The organism is Neisseria elongata subsp. elongata (assembly GCF_900113545.1).
Lineage (GTDB): Bacteria > Pseudomonadota > Gammaproteobacteria > Burkholderiales > Neisseriaceae > Neisseria > Neisseria elongata.
Window position 1 is genome coordinate 1 of the sequence record NZ_FOPS01000011.1, and the last position, 23129, is coordinate 23129.

Genomic DNA, 23129 nt, shown 5'->3' on the forward strand with positions numbered 1-23129 from the left:
ATCCGGGCGATATCCGGATGGGTTGCCTGCGCCTTTTCCACGGCGATTTGCGCCATGCGGGACAGCATGGATTTGCCTTGGTTGGCATTGAAGCCTGCGTTTGGGGCGATGAATTTATTATTCACGCGGATGCCGGTGCGCCGGGCATAGCGTGCCTCTCCGGTATAAGGGTTCGCACCTATATCGACAGTGATGGACTCAAGAGTCGGTCTGGGTTGGACACGGCTTTCTCCCATACTGCGAGACAGGGGTTTGACACGGCAGCGACAGCGGTAGTCCAAAGGAGGGTACAAAGTATTCCACACGGGGTCATCGGCTGCATAGACGCGACCATGTAACATACGGTGGGTTTCGCGGGTGCGGCTGTCGTTGATGGCAACGTACTGCCAATAAGGGTGTGTGTCGATGGAATCCATCATTTCGGCGTAGCGACCTGCCATGTAGGCCGACTGCATATTGGTCAGATAGATGGTTTTCAGGCGGTGCGGACTGCCGAGCTGTACGCTTTGGGTTTCGCCTTCGGGATTTTTAACTTCCTGCCTGCCCCACCAGCCTTTACGTTGTAAGACGGGGGCGAGTTCGCGGTCGAACTCTTCCAGCGTCCGGCCTTGTTCGGCGGCATCGACGACGGCGGAATAGATGTCGGAGAGCACATCCATTTTGGCGGTTTTGGCCACCGTAAAGGCAGTGGCGTGCGCGTCGTCCAACATATCCTGCCAGTCCCAAGATACGGCAATGCCTTTTTGCTTGAGATAGGCGACGGCAGCTTCGGGTTTCATGCCGAAGCCGCCATTCGAGGCGGGCGACAGCGGCTTTTCGGCGGCGCACCAGCGAGCCGACCAACGGGTCGCGCATCAGCTCGCGGTAAACGGAAATTTGCCTGCCCATTTTGCGCAAAACGGGGTCGGGATTAGGCAGCCAGCCGTTAAAACCGCTGAAAAACTGGCGGGAAACGGCGAGATGGGCAGATAAATCCTGCGGCTTGAAGGTCATGATGCCTTGACTGGTTTTGAGTTTGAGGTGGGGTTTGGGCATGATATGTACTCTTTAAATACCTTAATAACCTTTGGTTAATGCGCTTTTTCGGCGGATTCGGCGGCTGGCTACGCGTATTGGTCCGGTATTCAGCTCGCGGCTGGCGTAATAGGCAAGGACAAAGGCAATCGCCGCGTCGCCGTGGCGTTTTTTGCCGTCTTGACCTTTAGTACGTACGTCGGGGATGCGCGGCACGCCTCTGACCAGCTCGAAGGCGCGCAGGTCAGTCAGGATGTCTTCGTCTTTGGGGATTGCGTCCAACGTGCCGTCTTCGAGGGCGGCTTTGAATGGCGCGGTATGGGTGCGGTACCAGTTTTCCGAGAGCATGACCGACTCGCATACCTCCGCACCAAATTCGTCGCGCATGGCTTCAGCGATTGACTGGCCGTTGCCGCGTGCATCCAATGCCGCTCCGCGCAGATTGGGTAAGCCGTGCAACAGGTGTGCCATGATTTGCTCTTGTTGGGCAAACGGCATATTGCCCAACTCCAACACGAACGGCGGCTTAAGGCTTAAATTAGTCTGCTGCAATAAAGGGACGATGACGGTACGGTCGCCGCTGCGGGCAAAGTCTTCGCCCACAAAGGAAACCCAGGTTTTATCTAAACCGTCGAGCAGCGGTTGCAGGGTGTCGGCTATCCAGTCCGCTACTTCGGCGGCGCGGCGCGGCTCGGGCAAGAGGCCGAACTCATCGCTTTGGTCGTATCTGATAACCGGCGTATAAGAACTCATACGGCTCTCAATCAAGGCTCGGTTGAGCCATTTGCCGCCGCCGTTTTTAGGGATGCAGTCCAACTCTTCGGATGCGTCGTCGCCGTAGAAATCACGAATCTCTTTGCACCATGCCTCCTCTCCCTCTTTCGTCCACTCTTTACCCAAACGCAGGCAGATGCGGCGGTAGAGGCCGTCTGAAACGGCCTCGTCGAAAGTAATGCGGTGGATGGAGTACGGCTTTTTGCCCGCACGAATGTCGGTAATCAGCTCGTTGAACGGATTGTCCACACCGTCATGGGTAGAGATGATGTGTACTTGCCCGCCCCACATCAGCAATGCCATTGCCGCTTTGAGCAGCTCGCCGAGCTGCTCATGGAACGCCGCCTCGTCAATGATGACGCGCCCCTGCTTACCGCGAAGGTTTGAGGGGCGGCTGGACAGGGCGGTAACACGCCAGCCGGAGGCAAAACGGATGACGAAGGCGAGGACGGATTTTTTGTCGTCACCCTCGACGAACACCTCCTCGGTCTCTTCGATTTCTCCCGCCGCCAAACCGTAGAATTTCGCCCAGTTGGCACAGTCGCGGATGAATTCGATGGCCATGTCTTTGTTATAGCCGATGTACCATGCGTCCATGCCTTTAGCGGATGCGGCCAGCAAGGCGGTATCGGCAGCTTCTCCCCAGCTCAAACCGATACGGCGTGATTTTTCGCACAGCTTGACCGGCGAAGTATCGGCGCACCAGCGCTGCTGATAAGGCAGCAGCGCCATCGGGGTGCGGTCTTCGATTTTATTTTCAGGCGACATCATCGATACCTAGAATTTGCTTTCTAATCATTCGGCATGTTGATTGGGAAATTTTGATATTCCTACTCAAAGGATGGCGTCTGCCACGACTGGGAGGAAGTTTGTTTTTAAGTCTGATACAGGTAATCATGACGCAATCCCCAAGATCTGTTTACGGATGGCTTCGGCCGCTTCGTCGGACAAACCACCTTTTCTAGCCTGTTTGGCTACATCATCGGCAGCAGCGGCCACTTTGGCTTTGACCTTGGCCTGATACTCTTTCAGGCGAGTGCTGGCTGATGTTAGAGTAGCGATATTTTTGGCCGCTTTCGCAACCATGCTAAACCTGTCTACAGCCGATAAGTCTTCCATTTCACCAATTTCCAACATGGCTTCAAATAATTCGGACTGCACCATTGCAACCAATGCTTCGGAGCGGGTATCACCTTCATCGGCTGCGCCTTCGGCAATCAGTCGCGCGGCTTCGGTGCTGGATTTGATGGCAGTAAAACGACGTTGCACTTTTTGGCCGTAGCGGTGGGCGGCTGAGCGGCTGATTTCATAGCCTTGGTCTTGCAGCCATTCGACAATGGCTTGGTAGTCTGAAAAACCGTTTTCTACCAGCTTCCGTTCAAATTCATGTCGGACGGCTTCGGGGAGTTTTTCAATGCTGCTGCGTTGCGCCATGCCTAGCTCCATACTTTCTCAGGCCGTGCAATACCGGCACGGCACTCCACCGTATATTCGGCAATATCGACACCTAAACTGGTCAAGTCGGCAAACCACAGGCCGTGCGGGGCTTTATTGAGGTCTACCATTTTGCGGTCAGCCAGATAATCAAGTTGTTGGCGTAGCTCCAGTGCGGTGGTTTGCGGGTAAATCGCGTTCATAATGTCCAACAGGAAGGTTTCGCTGGTAGTGTGCGGGCGGGCTTTATTAAGGGTGTTGATGATGTTCCAACGCATCCCTTCACGGCGTTGTTTGGCAATCAATTCTTGGCTAATCATTTCTTTACGCTTTCCATTTTGTATATTTCGGTGAGTTTCTCGGCGACGTTGTCGAGCTTGGCTTCGAGTACGACCTGATTGCGGATGTAGTCTTCCCGCAAAACATAGGTCAGGGGCAGGCCGGCGTTGAATTCCGCCAGTTTGTTTTCCATGATTTCGACTTTGCCTTGCAGGCGTTCCTGCTGTTTTTGGCGTTCGTCCTGCTGCTCGCGGAATTGCGCCAGCAGCATTTTGCCGAAGGTAAAACAGATGCCGAGGAAGGAGAGAAGAAATCCGACCAACTGCCAAAACTCGATGTGGATAAACGTTTTTTCCATTAGGGATAACCCCTCTCGTAATATTCTTGACACAACACACAGCGCGTACAGCCTTGGACGGCTTTTTGCCTGGCTTCAGGTATCGGGCTGCCGCAATCTTCACAGTGGCTCAGGCTGACGGAATGTTGAGGTTTGGTTTGATGTTTGGATAAAGCCTCGCTCAAAAAGACGGCTTCGTATTCGGCGGCTTGGTCGGCAAAATCAGTCATCTTTCAGACGGCCTTTCGAATACCACGCCTGCCAGCCGGAGATTTGCACTTCCAGCTTTTGGCAGTATTCGCCATAGCGGATAACGTGGTTTAAAAGTTGTTCGGGTGAGCCGCCGGTCGGACGCTCGGGGCGTTCGTATTTGACCAGCAGCCCGGAAGATACGGGCGGCAAAACAGCCGCCTCCACGGTTTTAATCGGTGTATCCGAAGGCGCGTTTGTAGAGGTGCAGGCTGTTAGGGCCGATACCGTTAAAGCTGCTGCCGTCTTTATCCACTGCTGCACGGGTTTGCTCCTGTAAGGTGTTGCGGGATTTCTCCAATTCGGCCTGTGCCTCGGCCAACTCTTTGCTTTGTCGTTGCGATAAGTCATACCAATGTTGCTTTTCAGCCGCCGCTGCAGCCAGCTTCACGCCGTATTCCTGCTCGGCAGCCAAACGTTGCGCCGTATGGGTCAGCTGCATCTGCGTCGTCTCCGCCGTGCAGGTATGTTTGGCACGGACGTAGCCTGCACCATATGTGCCGCCCAGTAATACGGCGGCGAGCAATGCGGCCGGCCATGCCTTAATCACCGTCCACATTTCCGCCTCCTTCGCGCCGCTCGATTTCCGCTACTTGCGGAATGACTGACAGGCCGCGCTTAATCAGGGCATAACCGCCGACCATTGCGCCGTATGCCCACCAAAGCCATTCGGGGGCATCGGCTGTCTGCATAAATTTGAAGGTCATCGTGCCGGCGGCAACATTGGCCCAGAGTTTGGTGTGGCTGATATTTCCCGTGGCCGGATTGGAGACCAAGCCGGAAAGCCATTTGAAGAATCTCATTTTTATTTCCGTCGTATGGGTCGGCCGGCTGAAAAACACCTTTTGGGTTAGGCAATCGTTTTTCAGACGGCCTGAAATTTAATCGGTATTGTCCGCTGCTGCGTGAATCAGGTTTTGCGCCACACGGCGTACCCAACCCTTGCCGAAAGACGTGAACGTGCCGAGCTTGGTATAGAAGACCAGACGCTCGGCGTTGAAACGGAGCAGGAGGTCATTTTCAGGAAGTGAATTGATGGCTTTGAGACTGATTTCGCCGATAACGCCGTCGTCCGGCACGCCTGCGGCGCGTTGCAGCATACGGGCGGCATTGCCGTAGCCGTGGTTGATGCAGGCATCGAAGAATTGGAAAGCGACCGCTTCGGGCATTTGGTCGGCGTGGTAACGCTCCCAAAATGCCTTGCGGTAAATACCGATGGCCTGCTCGCGCGTCATGGCGCGCATGGAGCCGTTAAAGCCGTTTGCCATTGCGGTACGCTTGGTGATGCCCCAGTTGGTTTCGCCGCCGGGGTCTTGAGGGTGGTTGACGTAACCGCCCTCGTGGGAGAGGACGCGTTCGATGAATTGGGTGAATTTGTCTGACATGGGAAAATCCCTGTATTGAGTTGGAAATCAATACAGGGATTGTAGGAAAGGCCGTCTGAGGGGGCTTTTAATGCGAGTTAAAACTTAAATGTAACAAAAGGATTGAGGTGCGATACCGTTTGGCAAAATATCTGCCAAATCTTTTTGTCGATTATATTTCTTTACTTTGCCTACTTTAATGGCATGTGCAATGTCTTTACCTTCAAAATAAGCTTCAAAGAAATCGGCACTGATGCCGGAAAACTCTGCCGTTCTTTCCCATAAATGGATAGGAGACTCTGATATTAATTCTGCAATTTCAAACTCACCAACTACTTTTCCTATAGGTAAAGTGGCATATATCACTACTTTTTTAACTGCTTTGTTTTTGGGTAAAACCCGACGAAATTCAAATTTTTTCTCGCCACTAAGAATTTTTTCGGCATACTCGGGTTTAATAGATAACAAAACTTTCATTGACTTGACCTAATCTCAAAATATGATATGCCTGCAGGTGGGTAAGTGGCATAAAACCAAAATATTCACCTTTACTTAAACCAACCTGCTCAAGTAAATCTTTTCTTATGATTCGCTTGGGTAAGGCAATATTATACGAGAATCTCAATATATGCGGATACTTTCTTACCTGCCAAAATCGTTGTAACTCTTCTTGAGAGAAAACGCTATAAGGGGCACAGTATTTCTCAAATTCAGCATAGCTATCAAACGAATTAATGTGTCGATATTCTTCAACGACACATACCGAACTTATCAAGGCACGATAATAAGCCCTTCCCGGTTCATCAGTAGTTCGGTAGATAAATAAGACATCTCCACGTTTTAATTTTTCAATTCCACCCATATTAGTTAAATACACTTTATGGATACTGTTTGTTGGCGAAACGTCTTGAATAATAGAAGTATCTTCGGTTCTTAGTATTGAATCCGGAAGTAATCGTGTGTGCCATTCAGGGTAGATTGACAGTAAATAAATCTGAGGTTGATAAGTAGTATCCCCCCTAAAATTCACAAGAGGATAGTTTTTATTGGTATTTTCCACACCGTTATATATCAGATTAAAGCGTCGAGTTAAAACCAGTTCCGTTCCATTGGCCGTTACCTTTTCCGCCTCTCTCCAAAAACCATATCGTTCAAATAATGCAATTAAAGAGGCATGTTCAGAAAAAACAGTAACATAAATATCATTGAACCTGTATGTAATCGCATAGTCGAAGATTTTTTTTATAAACCGCTCCCCAAGTTTAGTTCCGTGAGCATTGATTTTGAACGTCCCTACTTTCAACCAGCCACTACTGAAGTTGGTGGATAATACCGGAATACAATCATCAATAACTTGGGGTTCTGCTTTCAAATATAGAAAACCATCAATCAGACCACGGTCGCCATAAAACACATAAGCATATTCTCCTGCTTTTCTTCGAAACCAATCTGAAAATTCACAATAAGATGATTTCAAAGAATCGAAAAAAGGGTCGTCCAGATTTACATCAGCAAAACGTTTGTATTGTAAGTTTTCCATCTTTCTCTTCCTGTTTCTATTACAGCTATTCTGGTTTTAGTTCAGGTCTTTTGATACCTGCACTACCTGCCCGATGATTTGAATATCGGGGTGTTCCGCCAGTGCCAAGGGCATAGGCGGATAGGTTGCGTTGTCGGAAATCAAGAGCAGGCTGCCGTCAATTTGGCGTTGGATACGTTTGACCCATAACACATCGCTGCTGCAATTCCTATATAGATAGTAATTATTCATACTGTCTAAAATTCTCAATATCAAAACTTGGACACCAATCTATATTTTGTTTTACTGCCAATGCGGCAATTTGTTCATTCCAATTTCCTAAGTAGGTTTCTTTTTCAATCCTATGGTGACGGAAATTAATACAAGGCATCACAAATTTCTTTGCAGAGGATGTTTCTTTTTTCTTTCCGGCTAGATCAAGACTGATTTCAAAAGTTGGTCTTGATCCATGCCATAGAAAAATGTCGTCTGAAACAAAGCAACAGTGGCTTTTAGGGTTGGGACAAGACTGTGATTTTTGATAGCAGTCTAAAACCCCTAACAAATCATAAATACTGCCACTATGGATTCGGCCATTGATGTAAATCTGTTTGCCATTCCAATTTTCAATATAATTCAAAAATACCCCAGCCATCCCAGCCTGTTCTGCTGTTTTATCGAAAGCGCAGCAATAGATGGTTTCTTTTTCAATCTCAAGATTCTCAAATATTTTGGCACTTCTTGCCCAAAGTAATGCTGCTTGAAAATTTTTACTGTTGGATTTGACGAATGTTACAACCAGTAGATATTGCTTTGACAAGGCAAATGGATTGATATGTTCTTTTTGGCACAATTCGAATTGATCCATTTTATCCATTACTCACTTTACCAAGCGCAGTTTGGGCTTTTTTCTCTGCACCTTTTGCCACACTGAGAATGACAAATTTACCGTTATCGCTGGCTTGGCGGTAATACCCTAATAACTCTGACTCTTCCTTACTAATTTCAGAATTTTCAGACGGCCTAATTTCCTGTTCTGCAGCAAACAGACTGCTCACATCTATTCCCATATTCAAAAAAGAGAGCAATACGTCTCCACTAGGCATAAATACGCCACGTTCGTATTTACCCCATGTTTCACGCTCAATACCTGCTTTTTCAGCAGCTTGCGCTTGGGTTAACCCTAAAAACTTTCTTTTTTCTTTCAAACGATTACCAAAAAGAGATTTAGAAATCACAAAATAATCCTTGCAAAAGAGATTTTAAAATCTCATAATTCACGCATCAGTAATGCACTAATCAATTACTAGTGCATAAACAGTTCACTATTTTATCACAATGGGAAAGGGCTATCTATGGCTATAACTATTGAAAAATTAAAAGAAAATTTTGCTAAAAACGGCCAGACGCTGGCGCAGTGGGCAAGAGAGAACGGCTTTAAGCCACGCGATGTGTATCTGGTGGTCGGCGGACAGCGCAAAGGCAATTACGGCAAGGGGCATGAAATTGCCAAGAAGCTGGGACTGAAATAAGGAGGATGCGGATGGCGACGAGTAAAAAGGCGCAACGGTTGTTGCGGGTGTTTTTGGCGATGGATGCACATCCAATAGTCGGTATCAGCAATAAGGAGCTTTCAGACGGCCTGGGCATTCCACCCGCTTCGGCGAGCCGGGATTTGGAAGACCTGATGGCGGCCGGACTGGTGGTACGGCTGGACAACGGCAACTATGCCTACAGCGTGCGGACGCTGCAAATTGCGGAACGCTTCCGGCAGCAGCAGGAAAGGCTGACGGCGAAGCTGAAAGAGATACACGACCGCACCAGCAATGTCTGGTAATCCAAAATGGACGCCAGCGTCCATTTTGAAACGACAGAAAAGGAAAAAACATGGGAACAGAAATTTTAGGGCACACGGTTGATGTTTCGTCTGCCGAATTCGGAGAAGTCGAAATTACCGAAGGCTATGGCAACAAACGGCATAACGGCGAAATCGTCCGCAACGGCCGACATGCCTACGGCCACAGCGACCGCTGGGCGCACTACCGCATCACGATGCCTCATGCCATCACCAATGACCAGGCCGATCTGCTGCGGCACACCCTGAGTGCATTTGCACCGGCACGCTGCGTTTTAGCCGCACTCGATTACCAACATGCCGCCTTAAGGCACAACGGCCGCGCCTTGCGCGACGGCAAATTCAACAGAGGAACCGCATAAAGGAACTGACAGATGGCAAATTTAACCGAAACCAACCGCTGGGAAGCGGGCATCTACCAGTTGGAAACCTCCGACCCCGTGATGGGCGGCCCCAACGGCATCGACAACCGCGCACCGCGCGAACTGGCCAACCGTACCCTGTGGCTAAAAACCGAACTGGCCAAAGCCGTTGCCCAGATTGGCGCAAATAAAACCGAGGCGGCGCAGGCTTACGCCTTAAAAACCGGCCAAATCACCGCAGGTGCAGGCCTGACGGGCGGCGGCACGCTGGCGGCCAACCGCACCATCTCCCTGGGGCAGCCTGCCGACCTGACCGAAACCAGCGAGAGCGTGGCCGTCAGCGATACCCACAGCCACAAATTGCCCCGAGCCTCATCTACCGCGCGCGGCATAGTCAGAGTGGCCAATACGCTGACCGGCACGGCGACGGATGATGCCTTGTCGGCCGCGATGGGCAAAAAACTGGCCGATGAAAAGCTGGGCAACAGCGGCGACCAAACCATTACCGACGGCACATTGACCGTCGGTCGAGCGAACACGTGGAATAAAATTATCATGCCGTCCGGACGGGGTAATTGGATATTGGAAACCAATCCAACTGCCGCCGAAAACGTGGCTGACAGTATCCGTTTCAACTTCAAATTCGAGGAGCCTGGGAAAAAGATAAAAGCACTGCGCTTTCATGCCATTGGTACGGATGGTGAAACTGTAGCCTACCAAAGCTGGGTAATGGCAAAAGCAGCGGCAACAGCTGCAGTCAAGGCAGATGCCAAAAGGCTGACCGACGAAGACCTCAACAGCATCACTTTCCCCGGCATCTACGGGCAAAGACTAAACGTCAATGCCACAGCGGAGCGCAATTACCCTACGAAAAAGGCAGGCAGCCTGTTGAGTATGCCGTCTGCGTATAACAGTGATACCGACATCGCCTCGCATCAGATTTATATCCCGTTTGATGCCGATGAGATATGGCGGCGCGGCAAGGACTACAGCGGCAACTGGACAGCGTGGGCGAAAATCACCGTATCGCCCGCAGAGCTGACTGCTGCTGTCGAATCGTCCGTGCCATCAGGTGCGGTGATGCACTTTGCCATGCAGTCCGCACCCACAGGCTGGCTGAAGGCCGACGGTTCGGCAGTTTCGCGCACACAGTATCCCGCCCTGTTTGCGGCCATCGGCACGACGTTCGGCGTAGGCGACGGCCGCACCACCTTCAACCTGCCCGACCTGCGCGGTGAGTTTGTGCGCGGCTGGGACGACGGGCGCGCCATAGACCCGGGACGCGCATTTGGGTCGGCGCAAGGCGACGCCATCCGCAACATCACGGGTTCGATCGACACAGGCGGCAACGGCGGACATCAACTCTTTGACGAGGCTACCGCCACGGGCGCACTGGCTATCAGCCAGCGGCGGTGGAAGGCATGGACCAGCGATACCCAAGACGGCAGAAACAACCCGGCAGCATTTGACTTCGACGCCTCCCGCGTCGTCCCCACCGCCGCCGAAAACCGCCCGCGCAATATCGCGCTGTTGGCCTGCATTAAAATCTAAGGAGGCAGTATGGATAAATCAACAGGCCGTCTGAAGGAAGTGGCAGCCTACGCCAAATCCGTCGGCATTGCCGCCGACCAACTGGTTAACGCCGTCTTGGGCGGCCGGCCGTCTGAAACCCTGTCCGTCCGCGCCTACCGGCTGGGCGTGTTGGGCGGCGATACACGCTGGCGGCGCGTGGTTTGGATCATCAATAAGCTGTTTTGGTGGCAAAAAAACCATTGCCGGGGCGCATACGCCGCCGCCGTCAACCGATGCTTATACAAAAACAAAAGCCCTGCCGACGTATGGCAGGGCGGAATCAACAAACGATAAAACGGCTGCGCGGCGGTGTTGTCCTCACCGTGCTCCGCGCCAGCCTCAGCAGCGATAGCCTGCATCAGCCTTTTTTACCGTCCCCTGCAGGGGAGGCGGATTTTACCACCGCTGATACAAGGAGCTGCAAAAAATGAAACACCGTTGCAAAAACTGTAACAAACTATTGGCCATAGGCACAGGAAAATTCGAAATCAGATGCCCGCGCTGCAAAGCCGTAAATACCATCTGTTCTTTGACAACCCGCAACACCCCCAAACCAGATAACCATTCAGAGCACCGAGAGTGCCGTTTTACCTTCGATATTCAGGAGACAAAATGACACAAAAACCCCAACCCTTGGTGCCTTGGATGGGCGGCAAACGCAGACTGGCAAAACACCTTATCCCCATGTTCCCCGAGCACTCCTGCTATGTCGAGCTGTTCGCAGGAGGAGCAGCACTGTTTTTCTTACGGCCGCAACCAGCCAAGTGCGAAGTCCTCAACGACATCGACGGTCAACTCATTAACCTTTACCGCGTAGTACAACACCATTTCGACGAATTTGTCCGGCAGTTTGATTGGATATTGACCAGCCGAGAAGTTTTTGCCCGGCTGCAATCCGTTCCCCCGGAGAGCATGACCGACATCCAGCGAGCCGCCCGTTTCTTTTACTTGCAGCACACCGCCTTTGGCGGAAAGACTGTTCATCAACATTTTGGTACGACCACCACCTCAAAAGCATGGGATGCCTCTCAAATCAGAGCAAAGCTAACAGCGGCGCGAAACCGCCTAAGCGGGGTATTTATCGAGAATGAGCAGTGGGAGCGTTGTTTCAAGCGATACGACCGCGAGCACACCTTCTTCTACGCCGATCCACCGTATTGGCAGACTGCAGGCTACGACCGTGCTTTTGATTGGGCGCAGTATCAACTGCTGGCCAAAGTAATGAGTGAGAGTAAAGGAAAAATCATGTTGTCCATTAACGACCATCCGGACATCAGGAACTTGTTCAAAGACTTCCGCATTGCCCAGTTTGAACTGGCCTATTCCATCGGCAGGAGCAAAACCGGCAAGACAAGCGGCGAGCTGGCCATATGCAATTGGTAAATAAAAAAGCGACGGCAACGTCGCTTTTATAAAAAAGTGAAAAAAGATTGCAGATAGTGCAACAAAAAACAAAACGGATTTTCTCAAGAATCAGCGCAGTTTTTCGCAGGCCGCTTCAGATTTTAAAAGTTTTCAGTACCGTTAATATGGTTTGTTGGTTGGCAAATTGCTTACTATGATTTATCCGGTGATGATGAAATCCACTGATATTCAACGCGGCAAAACTACTCAAGCTATCCGTATATGCTATGTTGTTAGGCATAATTTCTTGCGATAACAGGAAATAGGTTTTCTTTTTAGCATTGTTCCTTATGATCAAATAAATCTTATCATCCTCTTTGATGGGTGCGTCTATTTTCAGATAACCTTTCGCCATCTAGCCATAAATGCTTTCCCTGACTGAAACCAAAGCTGCCAACGCCGAAGCGGCATTTACTGTTTCGGGCAGGTCGGCAGCCTCAAACGCCGTTTCCACTTCCGCCATCAGCCGTTCCGCTTTTTCCAGCAGTGCTTCGTAGGAGGATTCGCCGCGTTTGATGGCGAGCAGTTCGTCGCGGTTGGGGCGGCGCGGGCGGATTTCGCCGTGGCGGGCGATGTCTAGGGCGGTTTCGAGCAGGCGGAAGGTGTGCATCATGTTTTTGGCGTCGTAGCCCTGTCCGTGTGCCTGCGTGCCTCGGTAGCGCGCTTCGTTGCGCTCTGCCAGCCATTGCTGGTAAGACGCGTATTCGCGGCAGTAGCTGCTGTATCCGTCTTGGTTGAAGGAGAGGTAGGCAAGTGGGGTTTCGCCTTCGGGAACGGAGCTGAGGGAGAGGTTGGTGGCTTCGGGTTTGAGCGCGATGCCGTGGTAGCCGCGCGTGCCGTCGGGGTCGTAAAACAGGGCGTAGAGTTCGCGGGCGTGGGCGATTTTGACCAAACCGACGCGCCGCTGCTCCATTCCGCGTTGCGAAAGCCAGTGTCGCAGCGGCACGGTTTGCGCGCCTTCTACGATGTGGCAGAAATCAAGTACGCTTTTCTTTTCAGACGACATCGGATTGCTGATTTTCTTGTTCAGCCCGCGTGCTTTTTTGATTTGTCCGTAGGCGTATCCCGCGAAACTTTGGCGGCAGGCTTTGGACACAAACCATTCGGTTTTGAACGCGTCCATCAGCGGCGAACGGTAGCGCACGCAGTCGGGCGGCGAGGCGAGCAGTTCCAGCGTGTTCGGGTTGCTTTGCAGCAAAAGCTCGATAAACCGCCCCAGTTCGTAATACACGATGTCGTTGGTTTCGTTGCTGATTTGCGGGATGTATTCCATGCCGTAAAACATCGATTTGGGCAGGTAAAACACGCCTTTGATGTCGGTATCGGATTCGGGCGTCGCCAAACCGTAGGCGCGGCTGCCGGAAACGGCTTCGAGCAGAAGCAGGTTTTGTGTGTGCAAATCTTCGATGGTAAGCATTTTCAGACGACCTTTTGTGAGGTGGTTGGGCATTGAAAAGCATCCTGCACTTTCAGGCTGCTTTTGGTGCATGTCGGATTTGGTAATCCGACTTGCTGTTTTTCAGACGGCCGGAAAAAGGGAAATGGCTGCCTGAAAACGTGCCGGCCATACCTGCCCGCTGCCCCTGCCTAAATGGTTTCGGCAATTATTCAATAGGTATCGGGTAGGTCGGGCAAACCTAACGCCATATTCAAATTGACGAATGCGCCGCGTTCTTTGCAGGTCATGATGTGTGTTGTATCTGCATTTTTGGCGTATAAGATGTATTCGGGTTTACCGATAGCGCTGATTTTGCTGGCTATATAGGACGCATCGCCGTTGCGCAGATGGATTTCGATGACTTCGCCGCGTTGGTTGTTGTCCCAAAGTGGTGTCGAATAGACTTGGTAAACTCGGTTTGTCGGCTGCTCGAACGCCAATTCGGGGCGGGCAAGGCTTTTGCCGAAGCGATAGCGGATTTTGTCGCCGTGCTGTTGGATGCGGACTTGTTTGCCGTTGCCGAATCGGCAATAAAACAAGGTGTCTTGGTTAGTGGGGGCGGCGAAGGCGGTGCCGGACAGGAATAATGCGGAAATTAGTAATATTTTGATGTTCATGGTTTTTTTCAAAACAAAAAAGGGAGAAATTGCAGGCTGCTTTTGTTTTACGGATAAACCGCCGCCAAAGTTTCGCGGAACAATTCATTCAGCGGCGCGCTGTCGGCGGTTTGGGCGGCGGGGGCGGATAATTCGGAAACTTCGTTATATAAATCAACGGTCAGGCATTGCAATTCGGGCGATAGTGTATGCAGGTAACTTTCATCCTGTTCTGCCTTGATTGCCACTAAATCGGTGATTTGGGTGGCGCAGTCCGTTTGCCATTCGCTCATCAGCTCAACCAGCGTCATTGGTGGGATGCCGCCTTGTTTCACTGCCCACCGTGCTGCGAGCAGCGGACGCAGGATGTAAAACCATTTTTTCAGTTTGACAGGGTGCGCCAAATCCATGTTTCTCAAAGCGTTGCCCGCGACGCCGCGGTAATGGTGCAGCAGCGCGGCGGCTTGGACGTATTGCGGCGCAAGCGCGTCCAGACGACCTATGAAATCATCGTCCTGCTTATAAACAATCGGCGAACGCAGCCATTCGAGCAGCGTGGCATTGCTTTTCCGCAGCAAACGCAACGCCTTGCGGATGTCCCAGCCGCCCACGTCAAACCATTGGTTTTCGATAAATTCAAACGTGTCTTTCGCTTCGTCGATTTGCAGATAATATGGCTGCGGACGGATATAAATGGCGCGCACGTCGTAATCGCTGTCGGGCGAGGCAAAGCCCCATGCGCGGCTGCCGCTCTCTACCGCCAGCAGGAAATGCAGCGGCTCGGTATGGGCGATGTGGGTGAGTTTTTCTTGAATCGTTTGTTTCATGGTGTTTCTTTTAATAGAGGTCGTCTGAAAATCCTAAAAAACAGGTTTTCAGACGACCTTTGCTTTTTGATGGATGGCGGGCGGGTTCGACCGCATCAGTCTTTCAATCTGAATTCCGCAGCGCGCGCGTGGGCGGTCAGGCTTTCGCCGTGTGCCAACACGCTGGCGATTTTACCCAGTTTCTGCGCGCCTTGTTCGGAGACTTGGATCAGGCTGGAGCGTTTTTGGAAGTCGTAAGTGCCCAGCGGCGAGGAGAAGCGGGCGGTGCGGCTGGTGGGCAGGACGTGGTTGGGGCCGGCGCAGTAGTCGCCGAGGCTTTCGCTGGTGTAGCGTCCCATGAAAATCGCGCCGGCGTGGCGGATTTTTTTCGCCCATTCCTGCGGGTTTTCTACCGACAATTCCAAGTGTTCGGGGGAAATGTAGTTGGCGATTTCGCAGGCTTCGTCCAAGTCTTTGGCGAGTATCATTGCGCCCCTGTTGCCGAGCGAGGCTTCGATGATGTCGCGGCGGGGCATGGTTTCGATGAGGCGGTTCATGGCGGCTTGGACTTCGTCGAGGTAGGGTTGCGACGTGCCGATGAGGATGGCTTGGGCGATTTCGTCGTGTTCGGCTTGGCTGAACAAATCCATCGCCACCCAGTCGGCGGGCGTGGTGCCGTCGGCGATGACGAGGATTTCAGACGGTCCCGCCACCATGTCGATGCCGACGACGCCGAACACGCGGCGTTTGGCGGCGGCGACGAAGGCGTTGCCCGGGCCGGTGATTTTATCGACCTGCGGTACGGACTCGGTGCCGTAGGCGAGGGCGGCAACCGCCTGTGCGCCGCCGACGGTGAAGACTTTGGTGACGCCCGCGACGAAGGCGGCAGCAAGTACGATGTCGTTGCGTTCGCCTTTGGGCGTGGGGACGACCATGATGATTTCTTTCACGCCTGCGACATGGGCGGGCATGGCGTTCATGATGACGGAACTCGGATACGCCGCTTTGCCGCCGGGAACGTAAATGCCGACGCGGTCAAGCGGTGTAATCTGTTGCCCCAACAGCGTGCCGTCTTCGTCTTCATACGTCCACGATTCCATTTTTTGGCGTTGGTGGTAGCTTTCGACCCGTGCGGCGGCGGTTTTCAAGGCGGTTTGAATTTCGGGCTGCAAACGCTCGAACGCTGCCTGCAAATCGTCTTGTGTCAGAATCAGGTCGGTTATGGTTTGGGCGGACGTGCCGTCGAAGCGGTTGGTGTATTCGATGAGCGCCACATCGCCGCGTTTTTGCACGTCGGCGCAGATGTCGGCGACGATGCGGTCGATTTCGGGATTCTGCGCGGTCTCAAAAGCCAGCAGGGCTTTGAGTTCGGCTTGGAAAGAGGGGGATTGGGTGGTCAGTTTTTTCATGGCGTCAGTGGCGTGGTTGATGGGGTTGCGGACTGATTTTACGCTTTTGTGCGAAGACGGTTAAGGGAATATGTGCAGAAAATGAATGAGGCCGTCTGAAAAATGGTTTTCAGACGGCCTGAGGTTAGGCGGTTTATTGTCCGCCGTTGGTATTTTTGACTTCGGTGTTGAAGCCGATTTTTTTGATTTTGGCTTCCTTGGCAATGTCGATGGCTTGGATGACGGTGCCGTAATCAACGTCTTTGGAGGCATCCACAGCCAGGATTACATCCGGGTTTTTGGTGACGGCGGCGGAAAATGCTGCCGCCAGCTGCTCTTTCGGTGTAGGGGTCGTACCCCGGTCGATGAAGTATTGCCCCTTGTCGTCCACAGACAGCCACATCGGTTCTTTCGGTTTCTGCTCTTCTTCGCCCTTCACGGTTTCTGCGGCGGTCGGCAGGCTGATTTGGATGGAGTGGGTCAGTACGGGCATGGTAATCATGAATACGATCAGTAAAACCAGCATCACATCTACCAGCGGTGTTACGTTGATGTCACTTACGGGCGAGTCTTCGCCGCCGTCGTGCATGGAGAAGGACATGGTTTACTCCTTGTCTTTTTTGTTCAATATTTGAACGTGCAGGTCGTGGCCGAAAGCATGCAAATCTTGTTGCAGGGTTTTGTTGCCGCGCACTAAGAAATTGTAGCTCAAAACGGCGGGAATGGCGGCGAACAGGCCGAATGCCGTGGCAACCAGTGCTTCGCCGATCGGGCCGGCAACGGCGGCGATGCTGACCTGGCCGCTTTGTCCGATATTGACTAAGGCGTGATAGATGCCCCATACCGTGCCGAACAGGCCGATAAACGGCGCACTGGAACCGATGGAGGCCAGTGCGGTCAGGCCGCCTTCGAAGCCGCGCATAATCTGTCCTTGGTTGTGATGGATCTGATGCAGCAGATATTGGCTGAAGGGTACGCCGGAAGCCAAATCGGTATCTTGGTTTCGATGGAAGAATTCGTCTGCTTTGACTGCGTCCAATAACATATTGCTCATTGGTGCATCTTCGTTTTCGCGGGCAATGCGGATGGCATCTTCCCAAGATTTCGCGCCCCAAATCCGGTCTTTGACACGGGCGTTGGCTTTTTTGGCCCTGCGGAGTTTGATGGTGCGGACAATCATCACCGTCCAAGTGGCCAGGCTCATGATGACGAGGATGAGGAAGGCGGCGATGAGGACGGGGTCGCCTTGTTTGAAAACGTGTAATAAATCCATGTTTGCTGCTTTCTTTCGTTTATGGTTGATTAAAAATTTCTGTTTTAGGCCGTTTCAGACGGCCTGAACGGTATGTTGCACTTTTAAGGAAGCTTGAAAGTGATTCTTGCACCCTTGAAGCGCACCCATTTGCCGCCTGTATTGTAATGACCGGCGCGGGCACCTTTCTGTGCCGCCCTGTCGAGGCGGGAATAGCCGCTGCTTTTGGTTACTTTGACTTCGGTTACCTGTCCGCTCGGATCAACAAGCAAATCCATGACTACCGTGCCTTCTTCCCCGTCGTCGATAGATTGGAGCGGGTAGGCAGGTACGCCGAGGTTGCCGCCGGCTTTTACAATGGCATTGCCTGCGCTGCTTCCTGCACCGCCGCCGTCTCCATGACCGCCACCGCTACCGGAACCGCTGCCCGGGCCTGTACCCGTGCCTTCTCCCGAACCTTTGCCGCCGCCTGATCCGCCGCCGCTGCCCGTGCTGCCGGGTTTGCCGTGTGCTTTGGGATCTGTTCCCTTGCCTTCACCAGTACCTGTTCCCCCGGGGGCGGTGTATGCCGGCTGTTTTGGAGGAGGCGGCGCGGTTTGGGCCGGAGGAAGCGGTTTGGGTTCCGGCTTAGGTTCCGGTTTTGGCTCGGGTTTCGGTTCTTCTTTGGCTATGCGGATATCGGCTTTTTCCGTTTGGGTAATTACGGGTTTGATTTTTGGTTTTTCCGCTTCTTTGACTACGGGTTTGGGCTTGATTTTTTCCGGCTTGGGCGGCTCGACCGGTTTGGGCGGTTCGGGCTGTGCCTGCTGCTGTTTCAGCTCGGGCGCAGGAGCGGCTTCGGGTTCGCCGCCTCCGCCGCCACCGGGCAGACCAAGCCCGCCCAAATCGACAAATTCCATGTCTTGGATTGTCGGTGGTAAGGAAAGGGGATTTAAAAACATCAGCAGTGCAAATAATGCAACGTGCATCAGGGTAACAAATCCCAATATGGAAAAGGTAAGTAGGCGATCGTTTTTCATAGGGGCGGTATACTAATAAAAATTATTCCTGATTTCAAGCAGTTTTTTTATGATTTACCCCTGTTTATGCCGTTTATTTGTTAATTAGGCTTTTGGGTGTTGAAAAATAGGTGTTTTCAGACGGCCTTGACGGTGTTTTGTTTGTTGTTTTTGCGTTGGCGGCGCATGCGTTTGCGCATCGCGCTGCCGGTAATGAGCGACCATGACAGCAGGAGGTTGAATTGCAGCAGGATGATGAGCAGGACGGTTTTGGCCAGTTGGGGCAGGGTTTGCCCGTCAAGAACGGGGCGGGAGAAGATTTGGCGGTAGTCGCGGAAGATGAAGTAAATCATGGCCAGCCACATCAGCCAGGTCAGCGTGGTCAGGACGAAATGGCGGATGAGGATGCGGCGGCTGCGGTAGCGGGGGCGTGTGATGATCATTAGTTGCCCCAAATCGCGTGATCGGCGGCTGGTCATGCGGCTGGTTCTCGGGTGGTCGGTTTCGGCAGTTTGATTTTTCAGACGGCCTGTTATTGTAATCCCCTGTCGGGGCTGATCCATGTGGCTGCACGGTTTTTATCACGGAAAACGGCGCGGGGGAAACCCTGCAGCAGGGTGAGTCCGTTCAGCAGCCAGAAGGCATAGGGGTACCAGATGCAGTGGAAAAAGTAGAGGTACAGCCCGGTTTCGTAGCGGCTGTCGATTATCATGCTGACGGAAAATTGCAGCAGGAACAGGCAGAAAGTAATGACGGTCGGCACTTCTACGGTGAGCGGATTGAATGAGCCGTCATTGATGCCCTGCCACAGTCCGAAGGGTACCATAATGAGCAGGGCAAAGGCCCAAAACAGGGTAATGAGGTATTCCAGATACAACGGCCACAGGCGGAGGTTTTGCATTCTGAGCATCTGACGGAAATATTTGAGGACGGTTTCCGCACCGCCCTGCGCCCAGCGCAGCCGTTGCCGGTAGAGGCCGAGCAGGGTTTCGGGCATCAATACCCAGCAAAGGGCGCGGGGTTCGTAGCCGACGCTGTAACCTGCGGTTTGCGCTTTCCAGGTGATGTCTATGTCTTCGGTAATCATGTTTTCACTCCAGCCGCCCAACTCCAGCAGGATGTCGCGGTGCAGGCAGAGGATGACGCCGGAGAGTGTGAACAACATGCCGGAGATACTTTGGGAGCGTTTGATCAGACCGATGATCGAGCTGAATTCGGCCACTTGCAGTTTGCCGAGCAGGGTGCTGCGGTTGCGTACGCGCGGATTGCCGGTCAGCCCGCCGAGATTGGGGTCCGTTTCCATACTTTGTACGAAGTATGACAATGCGCCGTAGTCGAGGACGGAATCGCCGTCAATGCAGACGATATATTTTCCTTGGGCATGGCGCAGGCCGTGGTTGAGTGCCGAAGCTTTGCCGCCGTTGGCCTGATGAAGGACGCGGATGCGGTCGTGCTGTTGCGCCCAACTGCGGATGAGCGGTAGTGTGTCGTCCGTGCTGCCGTCGTCGATAAAAATCAGTTCGTAATCCGGATAGTCGAGATTGAGCAGGTGCGGGATGGAGGTTTGCAGGTTGCGGGCTTCGTTGAAGCAGGGGATGAGGACGCTGACGGGTGGAGTGTTTGTGCATGTGTCGTCGGCATCGCGGTTTTCCCAGATCAGGAAATACAGCAGTGCGGAGATGGTCCAATAAGCAGCCATGATGCCGGGGTAAAGCAGCACGAAGAGGCCGAAATAGTCATACCATTGCATAGGTCGGATGGGCGAAACGTGTTTTCAGACGGCCGTCAGGCCGTCTGAAAATGGTTTTAGGCTTTTTTGACGAATTCGGATTTCAGATTCATTGCGCTGCCGTCGATTTTGCAGCCGATGTTGTGGTCGCCCTCCTGCAGGCGTATGCCTTTGACTTTGGTGCCTTGTTTGATGACCATCGAACTGCCTTTGACTTTCAGGTCTTTAATCAGTACCACTGTGTCGCCGTCTTGCAAAACCGCGCCATTGGCATCTTTGACATTCAAGCCTTCATCGGCGGCCGGTGTTTCGGTTTCGTTCCATTCGTGGGCGCATTCGGGGCAGACATATTGTCCGCCGTCTTCGTAGGTGTATTCCGACTGGCATTGCGGGCAGGGGGGTAATGACATGGTTTGTTTCCTGATTGTTTTTTGATAAATGAAGACGGGATTATACAGGTGGTTTGCCGGAAAGGCCGAATGGCCGGCCTTTGGTTTTTTCGGGGTAGCTAGAGGCCGTCTGAAAATATGAATGAAGGTGTAATTATCCGGTATGCCATAGTTTGATAAGATGTAAAAAAGCCATCTGAACATCGGTTATAGATGTTTCAGACGGCTTTTTTCAGTTTTAGCCCACTTTATCCCCGGGCTGTGCGCCCGCATCGACATCCAAGAGCTTCAGTTTGCCCTCGGCGGTGGCGGCGGAGAGGATCATGCCTTCGGATACGCCGAATTTTGCCATTTTGCGCGGGGCGAAGTTGGCGACGGCGATGACCATGCGGCCGTTCAACTCGGCGGGGTTGGGATAAGACGCGGCGATGCCGGAGAAGATGATGCGTTTTTCAAAACCGAAATCAAGGTCGAATTTTAAGAGTTTGGTGCTGCCTTCGACGGCTTCGCAGTTCAATACTTTGGCGACGCGCATGTCGATTTTCATGAAATCGTCGAAGCTCGCTTGTTCGGCGACTTTTTCGTATTTGCTGTCTTCAACAGGCGCGGCTGCGGCGGCAATGCTTTGTTTGTTGGCTTCGATTAAATCGTCCACTTGTTTTTGCTCCACTCGTTGCATTAAATGTTCGTATTTGTTGATGGCGTGTTCGCCTAGGGTTTCGCGCGTGTTCGCCCAAGTAATCGCGTCCAGATTGAGGAAACGCGCTGCGTTGGCGGCAGTTTGCGGCAACACGGGGGCGAGGTAGGCGGTCAGCATGGTGAAGGCGTTGATGAGTTCGCTGCATACTTCGTGCAGGCGTTCGTCTTGACCTTCTTGTTTGGCGAGTTCCCACGGCTTGTTGGCATCGACGTATTCGTTCACGGCGTCTGCCAATGCCATGATGTCGCGCAGGGCGCGGGCGTATTCGCGGTTTTCGTATTGCTCGGCGATGGTCTCACTTTCGGCGGCGAGTTTTGCCAGCAATGCGCTGCCTGAAACGTCTTTCAGACGACCTTCAAAGCGTTTGGCGATGAAGCCTGACGCGCGGGCGGCGATGTTGACGTATTTGCCGACGAGGTCGCTGTTGACGCGCGAGATAAAGTCTTGCAGGTTCAAATCGATGTCTTCGATTTTGCTGTTGAGTTTGGCGGCGATGTAGTAGCGCATCCACTCGGGGTTCAGGCCTTGTTCCAGATAGGATTTGGCGGTGATGAAGGTGCCGCGCGATTTGGACATTTTTTGTCCGTCCACGGTCAAAAAGCCGTGTGCGTACACGCCGGTCGGGGCGCGGTGGCCGGAGAAATGCAGCATAGCGGGCCAGAACAGGGCGTGGAAATAGAGGATGTCTTTGCCGATGAAGTGGTACATCTCGGTTTGGCTGTCGGCTTTGAAGTATTCGTCAAAATCGACGCCGATGCGGTCGCACAGGTTTTTAAACGAGGCCATGTAACCGACGGGTGCGTCCAGCCAGACGTAGAAGTATTTGCCCGGCGCGTCGGGGATTTCGAAACCGAAATACGGCGCGTCGCGGGAGATGTCCCAGTCGGACAGGGTGGTTTCTTCGCCTTCGCCCAGCCATTCTTTCATTTTGTTGAGGGCTTCGGGTTGCAGATAGGGCTTGCCGTCGTGTGGGTTGTTGCCGGAAGTCCATGCTTTGAGGAAGTCGGAGCATTCGCCGAGTTTGAAGAAGAAGTGTTCGGATTCGCGCAATTCGGGTTTGGCACCGGAAACGGCGGAATACGGATTAATCAGTTCGGTCGGGGAATAGGTCGTGCCGCAGACTTCGCAGTTGTCGCCGTATTGGTCTTGGGCGTGGCATTTGGGGCATTCGCCTTTGACGAAGCGGTCGGGCAGGAACATTTGTTTTTCGGGGTCGAAAAGCTGCTCGATGACGCGGCTCTCAATCTTGCCGTTGGCTTTCAGCGCGCGGTAAATTTGTTCGGAAAACTGTTTGTTTTCAGGGGAATGGGTGCTGTAATAATTGTCGTAGCCGATGAAAAAACCGGTGAAGTCGGCGAGATGCTCTTCGCGCACTTTGGCAATCATGTCTTCGGGCGCGATGCCTTGTTTTTGCGCGGCAAGCATTACAGGCGTGCCGTGGGTGTCGTCGGCACAGCAGTAGTGGCACTCGTGGCCGCGCAGTTTTTGGAAGCGTACCCAAACGTCGGTTTGGATGTGTTCGACCATGTGGCCGAGGTGGATGCTGCCGTTGGCATAGGGCAGGGCGGAGGTAACGAGGATTTTGCGTGGTTTGGTCATGTCGGTTATCGGTTAAATCATGTGAAAATAAGGGGGTATTATGCCACAAAGAGCGGCGGGTCAAGTGAGGC

Annotated in this window: 32 protein-coding genes; 6 read left to right on the forward strand and 26 right to left on the reverse strand. The window is 52.6% G+C overall.

Features of this window, described 5'->3' with window-relative positions; genetic code table 11:
* The 15 genes from BM261_RS09750 to BM261_RS09825 all read right to left on the reverse strand — a co-directional run.
* The coding region (locus BM261_RS09750) for a phage head morphogenesis protein (RefSeq protein WP_074897921.1) at positions 1-779 on the reverse strand (779 nt) is incomplete at its 3' end.
* 277 nt (positions 780-1056) lie between these two features.
* A complete protein-coding gene (locus BM261_RS09760; protein WP_205277215.1) occupies positions 1057-2559 on the reverse strand; it encodes a terminase large subunit domain-containing protein in 1503 nt (500 codons plus the stop codon).
* Positions 2560-2682: 123 nt separating this feature from the next.
* Positions 2683-3222, reverse strand: a complete 540-nt coding sequence (locus BM261_RS09765) for a DUF3486 family protein (protein WP_074897805.1) — start codon at positions 3220-3222, stop codon at positions 2683-2685.
* A gap of 2 nt (positions 3223-3224) precedes the next feature.
* Positions 3225-3542 (reverse strand): hypothetical protein, encoded by a 318-nt coding sequence (locus tag BM261_RS09770; RefSeq protein WP_049322364.1) that lies wholly within the window; start codon positions 3540-3542, stop codon positions 3225-3227.
* On the reverse strand, positions 3539-3859 hold the full coding sequence (locus tag BM261_RS09775) for a hypothetical protein (protein WP_013448349.1): 321 nt from the start codon (positions 3857-3859) through the stop codon (positions 3539-3541). The genes BM261_RS09770 and BM261_RS09775 overlap by 4 nt, the downstream gene beginning before the upstream one ends.
* Entirely contained in the window at positions 3859-4068 is a 210-nt protein-coding gene (locus BM261_RS09780) for a TraR/DksA family transcriptional regulator (protein WP_074897807.1), read from the reverse strand. The genes BM261_RS09775 and BM261_RS09780 overlap by 1 nt, the downstream gene beginning before the upstream one ends.
* Positions 4061-4240 carry a hypothetical protein gene (locus BM261_RS09785; RefSeq protein WP_172459032.1) on the reverse strand — a complete coding sequence of 60 codons (180 nt, stop codon included), beginning with the start codon at positions 4238-4240 and terminating at the stop codon, positions 4061-4063. Before BM261_RS09785 ends, BM261_RS09780 begins: the two co-directional genes overlap by 8 nt.
* A gap of 19 nt (positions 4241-4259) precedes the next feature.
* On the reverse strand, positions 4260-4646 hold the full coding sequence (locus tag BM261_RS09790; RefSeq protein ID WP_074897809.1) for a hypothetical protein: 387 nt from the start codon (positions 4644-4646) through the stop codon (positions 4260-4262).
* Complete coding sequence (locus tag BM261_RS09795) at positions 4630-4890, reverse strand: hypothetical protein (RefSeq protein WP_114910512.1); 261 nt, start codon at positions 4888-4890, stop codon at positions 4630-4632. Before BM261_RS09795 ends, BM261_RS09790 begins: the two co-directional genes overlap by 17 nt.
* 78 nt (positions 4891-4968) lie before the next feature.
* Entirely contained in the window at positions 4969-5472 is a 504-nt protein-coding gene (locus tag BM261_RS09800; protein WP_074897813.1) for a glycoside hydrolase family 108 protein, read from the reverse strand.
* 84 nt (positions 5473-5556) lie between these two features.
* Positions 5557-5928 carry an ASCH domain-containing protein gene (locus tag BM261_RS09805; RefSeq protein WP_074897816.1) on the reverse strand — a complete coding sequence of 124 codons (372 nt, stop codon included), beginning with the start codon at positions 5926-5928 and terminating at the stop codon, positions 5557-5559.
* On the reverse strand, positions 5906-6991 hold the full coding sequence (locus BM261_RS09810; protein WP_074897818.1) for an N-acetyltransferase: 1086 nt from the start codon (positions 6989-6991) through the stop codon (positions 5906-5908). The genes BM261_RS09805 and BM261_RS09810 overlap by 23 nt, the downstream gene beginning before the upstream one ends.
* Before the next feature lie 36 nt (positions 6992-7027).
* Entirely contained in the window at positions 7028-7222 is a 195-nt protein-coding gene (locus BM261_RS09815; RefSeq protein WP_074897820.1) for a S24 family peptidase, read from the reverse strand.
* Positions 7215-7838, reverse strand: coding sequence for a hypothetical protein (locus tag BM261_RS09820; RefSeq protein WP_074897925.1), 624 nt, complete (start codon positions 7836-7838; stop codon positions 7215-7217). The genes BM261_RS09815 and BM261_RS09820 overlap by 8 nt, the downstream gene beginning before the upstream one ends.
* 1 nt (position 7839) lies before the next feature.
* Positions 7840-8208 (reverse strand): helix-turn-helix domain-containing protein, encoded by a 369-nt coding sequence (locus BM261_RS09825; RefSeq protein ID WP_074897822.1) that lies wholly within the window; start codon positions 8206-8208, stop codon positions 7840-7842.
* A 117-nt stretch (positions 8209-8325) separates the two neighbouring features.
* On the opposite strand from BM261_RS09825, the gene BM261_RS09830 reads away from it, so the two are divergent.
* The 6 genes from BM261_RS09830 to BM261_RS09860 all read left to right on the forward strand — a co-directional run bounded on the left by BM261_RS09830 (position 8326) and on the right by BM261_RS09860 (position 12142).
* Entirely contained in the window at positions 8326-8502 is a 177-nt protein-coding gene (locus BM261_RS09830; protein ID WP_074897824.1) for a DNA-binding protein, read from the forward strand.
* A gap of 11 nt (positions 8503-8513) precedes the next feature.
* Complete coding sequence (locus BM261_RS09835; RefSeq protein ID WP_074897827.1) at positions 8514-8807, forward strand: helix-turn-helix domain-containing protein; 294 nt, start codon at positions 8514-8516, stop codon at positions 8805-8807.
* A 50-nt stretch (positions 8808-8857) separates the two neighbouring features.
* Positions 8858-9187: a hypothetical protein gene (locus BM261_RS09840; protein WP_240317913.1), complete on the forward strand. Its 330-nt coding sequence runs from the start codon at positions 8858-8860 to the stop codon at positions 9185-9187.
* Positions 9188-9199: 12 nt separating this feature from the next.
* The gene (locus BM261_RS12945; protein ID WP_074897829.1) at positions 9200-10738 is read left to right on the forward strand and encodes a tail fiber protein; all 1539 of its coding nucleotides are present in this window, start codon (positions 9200-9202) and stop codon (positions 10736-10738) included.
* 9 nt (positions 10739-10747) lie between these two features.
* Positions 10748-11053, forward strand: coding sequence for a hypothetical protein (locus BM261_RS09850; protein ID WP_074897831.1), 306 nt, complete (start codon positions 10748-10750; stop codon positions 11051-11053).
* A 318-nt stretch (positions 11054-11371) separates the two neighbouring features.
* On the forward strand, positions 11372-12142 hold the full coding sequence (locus BM261_RS09860) for a DNA adenine methylase (RefSeq protein ID WP_074897834.1): 771 nt from the start codon (positions 11372-11374) through the stop codon (positions 12140-12142).
* Between the two features lie 376 nt (positions 12143-12518).
* Here BM261_RS09860 and BM261_RS09870 read toward each other — a convergent pair whose 3' ends face one another.
* From BM261_RS09870 to metG, 11 genes are all read right to left on the reverse strand, one after another.
* Positions 12519-13580: a DNA polymerase beta superfamily protein gene (locus tag BM261_RS09870; RefSeq protein WP_074897927.1), complete on the reverse strand. Its 1062-nt coding sequence runs from the start codon at positions 13578-13580 to the stop codon at positions 12519-12521.
* Between the two features lie 191 nt (positions 13581-13771).
* Positions 13772-14218, reverse strand: a complete 447-nt coding sequence (locus tag BM261_RS09875; protein WP_143095773.1) for a hypothetical protein — start codon at positions 14216-14218, stop codon at positions 13772-13774.
* Between the two features lie 47 nt (positions 14219-14265).
* The gene (locus BM261_RS09880) at positions 14266-15024 is read right to left on the reverse strand and encodes a nucleotidyltransferase domain-containing protein (RefSeq protein ID WP_074897840.1); all 759 of its coding nucleotides are present in this window, start codon (positions 15022-15024) and stop codon (positions 14266-14268) included.
* 95 nt (positions 15025-15119) lie between these two features.
* The gene (gene hisD / locus BM261_RS09885) at positions 15120-16412 is read right to left on the reverse strand and encodes a histidinol dehydrogenase (RefSeq protein WP_074897842.1); all 1293 of its coding nucleotides are present in this window, start codon (positions 16410-16412) and stop codon (positions 15120-15122) included.
* Between the two features lie 133 nt (positions 16413-16545).
* Positions 16546-16992 carry an ExbD/TolR family protein gene (locus BM261_RS09890; RefSeq protein WP_040666383.1) on the reverse strand — a complete coding sequence of 149 codons (447 nt, stop codon included), beginning with the start codon at positions 16990-16992 and terminating at the stop codon, positions 16546-16548.
* A gap of 3 nt (positions 16993-16995) precedes the next feature.
* Positions 16996-17664 carry a MotA/TolQ/ExbB proton channel family protein gene (locus BM261_RS09895; RefSeq protein ID WP_041961353.1) on the reverse strand — a complete coding sequence of 223 codons (669 nt, stop codon included), beginning with the start codon at positions 17662-17664 and terminating at the stop codon, positions 16996-16998.
* Positions 17665-17747: 83 nt separating this feature from the next.
* The gene (locus BM261_RS09900; protein WP_074897844.1) at positions 17748-18662 is read right to left on the reverse strand and encodes an energy transducer TonB; all 915 of its coding nucleotides are present in this window, start codon (positions 18660-18662) and stop codon (positions 17748-17750) included.
* Positions 18663-18778: 116 nt separating this feature from the next.
* On the reverse strand, positions 18779-19204 hold the full coding sequence (locus BM261_RS09905; protein ID WP_143095774.1) for a hypothetical protein: 426 nt from the start codon (positions 19202-19204) through the stop codon (positions 18779-18781).
* Positions 19174-20391: a poly-beta-1,6-N-acetyl-D-glucosamine synthase gene (gene pgaC, locus BM261_RS09910; RefSeq protein WP_074897849.1), complete on the reverse strand. Its 1218-nt coding sequence runs from the start codon at positions 20389-20391 to the stop codon at positions 19174-19176. The genes BM261_RS09905 and pgaC overlap by 31 nt, the downstream gene beginning before the upstream one ends.
* A 56-nt stretch (positions 20392-20447) precedes the next feature.
* Complete coding sequence (locus tag BM261_RS09915) at positions 20448-20780, reverse strand: zinc ribbon domain-containing protein YjdM (protein ID WP_074897851.1); 333 nt, start codon at positions 20778-20780, stop codon at positions 20448-20450.
* Between the two features lie 217 nt (positions 20781-20997).
* Positions 20998-23058, reverse strand: a complete 2061-nt coding sequence (metG, locus tag BM261_RS09920) for a methionine--tRNA ligase (RefSeq protein ID WP_074897853.1) — start codon at positions 23056-23058, stop codon at positions 20998-21000.
* Positions 23059-23129: the final 71 nt, after the last annotated feature.

Excerpts from the sequence above, each read along its gene's own strand:
- BM261_RS09760 (WP_205277215.1), bottom strand. The coding sequence starts at position 2,559 with ATGATGTCGCCTGAAAATAAAATCGAAGACCGCACCCCGATGGCGCTG.
- BM261_RS09850 (WP_074897831.1), top strand. The coding sequence starts at position 10,748 with ATGGATAAATCAACAGGCCGTCTGAAGGAAGTGGCAGCCTACGCCAAA.
- BM261_RS09895 (WP_041961353.1), bottom strand. The coding sequence starts at position 17,664 with ATGGATTTATTACACGTTTTCAAACAAGGCGACCCCGTCCTCATCGCC.
- BM261_RS09880 (WP_074897840.1), bottom strand. The coding sequence starts at position 15,024 with ATGAAACAAACGATTCAAGAAAAACTCACCCACATCGCCCATACCGAG.
- BM261_RS09805 (WP_074897816.1), bottom strand. The coding sequence starts at position 5,928 with ATGAAAGTTTTGTTATCTATTAAACCCGAGTATGCCGAAAAAATTCTT.
- BM261_RS09840 (WP_240317913.1), top strand. The coding sequence starts at position 8,858 with ATGGGAACAGAAATTTTAGGGCACACGGTTGATGTTTCGTCTGCCGAA.
- BM261_RS09905 (WP_143095774.1), bottom strand. The coding sequence starts at position 19,204 with ATGGATCAGCCCCGACAGGGGATTACAATAACAGGCCGTCTGAAAAAT.
- BM261_RS09795 (WP_114910512.1), bottom strand. The coding sequence starts at position 4,890 with ATGAGATTCTTCAAATGGCTTTCCGGCTTGGTCTCCAATCCGGCCACG.
- BM261_RS09890 (WP_040666383.1), bottom strand. The coding sequence starts at position 16,992 with ATGTCCTTCTCCATGCACGACGGCGGCGAAGACTCGCCCGTAAGTGAC.
- BM261_RS09815 (WP_074897820.1), bottom strand. The coding sequence starts at position 7,222 with ATGAATAATTACTATCTATATAGGAATTGCAGCAGCGATGTGTTATGG.
- BM261_RS09775 (WP_013448349.1), bottom strand. The coding sequence starts at position 3,859 with ATGGAAAAAACGTTTATCCACATCGAGTTTTGGCAGTTGGTCGGATTT.
- BM261_RS09875 (WP_143095773.1), bottom strand. The coding sequence starts at position 14,218 with ATGAACATCAAAATATTACTAATTTCCGCATTATTCCTGTCCGGCACC.
- BM261_RS09790 (WP_074897809.1), bottom strand. The coding sequence starts at position 4,646 with ATGTGGACGGTGATTAAGGCATGGCCGGCCGCATTGCTCGCCGCCGTA.
- BM261_RS09915 (WP_074897851.1), bottom strand. The coding sequence starts at position 20,780 with ATGTCATTACCCCCCTGCCCGCAATGCCAGTCGGAATACACCTACGAA.
- BM261_RS12945 (WP_074897829.1), top strand. The coding sequence starts at position 9,200 with ATGGCAAATTTAACCGAAACCAACCGCTGGGAAGCGGGCATCTACCAG.
- BM261_RS09830 (WP_074897824.1), top strand. The coding sequence starts at position 8,326 with ATGGCTATAACTATTGAAAAATTAAAAGAAAATTTTGCTAAAAACGGC.
- BM261_RS09780 (WP_074897807.1), bottom strand. The coding sequence starts at position 4,068 with ATGACTGATTTTGCCGACCAAGCCGCCGAATACGAAGCCGTCTTTTTG.
- BM261_RS09860 (WP_074897834.1), top strand. The coding sequence starts at position 11,372 with ATGACACAAAAACCCCAACCCTTGGTGCCTTGGATGGGCGGCAAACGC.
- BM261_RS09870 (WP_074897927.1), bottom strand. The coding sequence starts at position 13,580 with ATGCTTACCATCGAAGATTTGCACACACAAAACCTGCTTCTGCTCGAA.
- BM261_RS09765 (WP_074897805.1), bottom strand. The coding sequence starts at position 3,222 with ATGGCGCAACGCAGCAGCATTGAAAAACTCCCCGAAGCCGTCCGACAT.
- pgaC (WP_074897849.1), bottom strand. The coding sequence starts at position 20,391 with ATGCAATGGTATGACTATTTCGGCCTCTTCGTGCTGCTTTACCCCGGC.
- hisD (WP_074897842.1), bottom strand. The coding sequence starts at position 16,412 with ATGAAAAAACTGACCACCCAATCCCCCTCTTTCCAAGCCGAACTCAAA.
- BM261_RS09810 (WP_074897818.1), bottom strand. The coding sequence starts at position 6,991 with ATGGAAAACTTACAATACAAACGTTTTGCTGATGTAAATCTGGACGAC.
- BM261_RS09800 (WP_074897813.1), bottom strand. The coding sequence starts at position 5,472 with ATGTCAGACAAATTCACCCAATTCATCGAACGCGTCCTCTCCCACGAG.
- BM261_RS09820 (WP_074897925.1), bottom strand. The coding sequence starts at position 7,838 with ATGGATCAATTCGAATTGTGCCAAAAAGAACATATCAATCCATTTGCC.
- metG (WP_074897853.1), bottom strand. The coding sequence starts at position 23,058 with ATGACCAAACCACGCAAAATCCTCGTTACCTCCGCCCTGCCCTATGCC.
- BM261_RS09835 (WP_074897827.1), top strand. The coding sequence starts at position 8,514 with ATGGCGACGAGTAAAAAGGCGCAACGGTTGTTGCGGGTGTTTTTGGCG.
- BM261_RS09770 (WP_049322364.1), bottom strand. The coding sequence starts at position 3,542 with ATGATTAGCCAAGAATTGATTGCCAAACAACGCCGTGAAGGGATGCGT.
- BM261_RS09900 (WP_074897844.1), bottom strand. The coding sequence starts at position 18,662 with ATGAAAAACGATCGCCTACTTACCTTTTCCATATTGGGATTTGTTACC.